At 42.9% G+C, this 2,807-nt stretch carries 5 protein-coding genes; 4 read left to right on the forward strand and 1 reads right to left on the reverse strand.

Annotated elements, in window-relative coordinates:
• Positions 1-293 (reverse strand): LexA family protein (locus GRP75_RS23520; RefSeq protein WP_160790520.1); only part of this gene is annotated, 293 nt, incomplete at its 3' end.
• A gap of 188 nt (positions 294-481) precedes the next feature.
• On the opposite strand from GRP75_RS23520, the gene GRP75_RS23525 reads away from it, so the two are divergent.
• The 4 genes from GRP75_RS23525 to GRP75_RS23540 all read left to right on the forward strand — a co-directional run bounded on the left by GRP75_RS23525 (position 482) and on the right by GRP75_RS23540 (position 2,745).
• A complete protein-coding gene (locus GRP75_RS23525; protein ID WP_160790522.1) occupies positions 482-850 on the forward strand; it encodes a LysM peptidoglycan-binding domain-containing protein in 369 nt (122 codons plus the stop codon).
• A gap of 108 nt (positions 851-958) precedes the next feature.
• Positions 959-1,165 carry a DUF896 domain-containing protein gene (locus GRP75_RS23530; protein ID WP_013310543.1) on the forward strand — a complete coding sequence of 69 codons (207 nt, stop codon included), beginning with the start codon at positions 959-961 and terminating at the stop codon, positions 1,163-1,165.
• A gap of 120 nt (positions 1,166-1,285) precedes the next feature.
• A complete protein-coding gene (locus GRP75_RS23535; protein WP_160790521.1) occupies positions 1,286-1,795 on the forward strand; it encodes a hypothetical protein in 510 nt (169 codons plus the stop codon).
• A 155-nt stretch (positions 1,796-1,950) separates the two neighbouring features.
• Entirely contained in the window at positions 1,951-2,745 is a 795-nt protein-coding gene (locus GRP75_RS23540) for an HAD family hydrolase (protein ID WP_197032081.1), read from the forward strand.
• The last annotated feature ends 62 nt before the right edge of the window (positions 2,746-2,807 follow it).

Genomic DNA, 2,807 nt, shown 5'->3' on the forward strand with positions numbered 1-2,807 from the left:
GGAAGACCAGCGGTTACTTTGCCGACGACGGGGACACGACTAATGGAGTAATTAATCAAGTTGCTGTTATCCGATTCGTCTTGACCGAGTAACTCAATAGCCCGTGGTTTTGTAGGATCGCGGCGAATGAGTCCTTTTTTCTCTAAACGATCCAAATGACCATGAACCGTAGAACTGGAGGCTAAGCCTACAGCCTCGCCTATTTCGCGTACAGAAGGGGGGTATCCCTTTAGACGCACTTCATTGCGGATAAATTCAAGAATGGCCTGCTGGCGGCTCGAAATCTTAGACATACCGTATCAACCCCATTTAGTAACGTTTGGGAAAATTATAGCATAGAACCTCCGTTCGTACAAACATAAGTTCTAAATAATCCCTGAAAATAATTGCGAACTTTTGTTCTCTTTTCTATTGAACAAAACAAATGTTCGTGTTATATTGTGAAAACATAAGAACAAATGTTTGGAGGACACAGCCAATGATGAAATATAGCACTTATCAAAGTATTTTTCCGATGAATTTAGAAAATTTACAGGAGACCCGAAAAGAGGGTAGGGCGCGTTTTATGCAGATTATTACCAATACTCTTTTACTTAAGCTTCTTATTATAGTGATTGTTGCTTGGATTGCAGGGGCAGGTGTACTTACGGTTTTCGCGGCACCTTCAGCTTCCATGGAAGAAGTGACTAAACTGACCGTACAACCTGGGGATACGTTGTGGGAGATTGCCGCAAATCATAAACCGGAACGAATGGATACACGGGTATATATAGAAGGGATTGTGCGGATTAACGGTTTGGAGGATCGGGGAGTGCAGGCAGGTCAGGTACTCAAGCTTCCTAACTTCTGATCTATAGACTATTAGAGCTTGTCAGGGAGCGCAATACGGGAGCCTTGACAAGCTCTTTTCTACATGTCAAAGTGTATTATATCTTTGCTTTTATGGAGGGGACACAATTTGGATATAGACAGCTTGGTACAGCGCATTAATGAATTAGCGCGCAAAGCAAAATCCGAGGGTTTGACGGAAGAGGAAGCCACAGAGCGCGCCAATCTTCGGGAAATTTATTTAGGTAACATTCGCCGTAATTTTCGGCAGCAGCTTGAGACGATTGAATTTGTGGACGATGATACATCGAAAGGAAATGACGGGCTGAAGCATTAATGTTGTTAAAGTGCCCAAGCCTGCAATTTGCCTTTTGTTTTAGGCACCTTTTATGGTATCTATATAGATCAGCTTTGAGGCAATTGTTTTAATGTAATATATCTGGGAAGGAACTGAGAGATGGCCCGATCATTTGAAAGAAAAGTACGCAAAAACACAGCGCATTTAAATAAATCGCGCAAAAAGCAAGGCATTCAAACCATTAGCGGCGCAGGTTCTACAATGGATATTTTCCGTGGCCGTAACATTACTGTGCCAATTATGCTGGCTGGTCTTTCTGTATTGTACATGCTTATGAGTTACTTTTTGACTAAGACCGGTATGCGAGGGATGGATTGGCTTGTATTCGGCCTGTACTTGATGCTGGCTGTTATCTTTTTCATCCGTCGTCCTTATTTGAAAGTGGGAAAGGATACTCTCGATATGCTGAAAGGTGGTAGAGAACGTCCAATGACGGCAGGGGACATGAAAGCCATCAAGATTGAAAAGGGTTACGTAACCGTTGAAAGAAAAGGTAAGGGTGGTAATTTTATTTTCACAAAATCATTAGGTCGCTATGACACGGATGCCATTGCAGAGCGACTTGAGAAGTTTGCGCTATCCAATCAGATACAGGTGGACAAGAAATAACTGATTTAGCCTGTAGCTCTTTAACAAAGGCCGTATGATGTTATTTCATATAACATGCTGCGGCCGCTTGCTTAATATGGGCACACATAACGATTCAAATATTTAACCGAGCAAATAGGTGTACATATACTGTGGAAAGAGAGTGGATAATTCAGATGACGATTCAGGCGGTAATGTTTGATCTTGATGATACCCTTTTATGGGATGAACGTAGTGTAGAAGAGGCATTTGATGCAGCGTGCCAAACAGGCTCCCGTGAAGCAGGCGTTGATCCGAAAACTCTGGAGGAAGCGGTGCGTAAGGAAGCACGCGCTTTGTATGAATCCTATGAAACCTTTAGTTTTACTCAAATGATCGGCATTAACCCGTTTGAAGGATTGTGGGCGAATTTTACAGCAGGTGAGCAACCTGAATTCCGCCAATTGGAACAGTTGGCCCCTGTTTATCGAAAGGAATCATGGCGCAGAGGACTCCAGCAACTAGGGATAGATAATGAGAAGTTGGCGGAAAAGCTAGCTACCCAATTTGCTTCGGAAAGACGCGCGCGTCCACATGTATATGAAGAAACGTTCGAGATTCTAGAACAATTGAAGGGACATTACAAGCTGTTATTGCTGACAAATGGCTCCCCTGATCTACAACAGGAGAAACTGGATGGAGTTCCTCAATTAGCTCCTTTCTTTGATCATGTTGTCATTTCAGGTTCATTTGGTCGAGGCAAGCCTGATCCGTCTATATTCCAGCATGCTTTGGGGCTTCTTGGTATTGAGCCTGAACATGCTTTAATGGTAGGAGATAAACTGACGACTGATATTCAAGGAGCGTTGGCAGCAGGTGTACACTCGGTCTGGGTGAACCGAAACGCTAAAACCAATACCACAGAGATCAAGCCGAAGTTCCAAATCAAGCATCTGTCTGAATTGGACGGAATTATTCAATCGTTAAAGTAAGAAATCAATAGTCTTTAGAAACGAGTATTAAGAAAACTCCCTTCGATATTGTTACAGAGCAG

The organism is Paenibacillus sp. OT2-17 (genome assembly GCF_009827695.1).
Taxonomy (GTDB): Bacteria; Bacillota; Bacilli; order Paenibacillales; family Paenibacillaceae; genus Paenibacillus; species Paenibacillus polymyxa_B.

Coding starts and splice junctions, on each gene's coding strand:
- GRP75_RS23535 (WP_160790521.1), top strand. CDS start 1,286: ATGGCCCGATCATTTGAAAGAAAAGTACGCAAAAACACAGCGCATTTA.
- GRP75_RS23525 (WP_160790522.1), top strand. CDS start 482: ATGAAATATAGCACTTATCAAAGTATTTTTCCGATGAATTTAGAAAAT.
- GRP75_RS23540 (WP_197032081.1), top strand. CDS start 1,951: ATGACGATTCAGGCGGTAATGTTTGATCTTGATGATACCCTTTTATGG.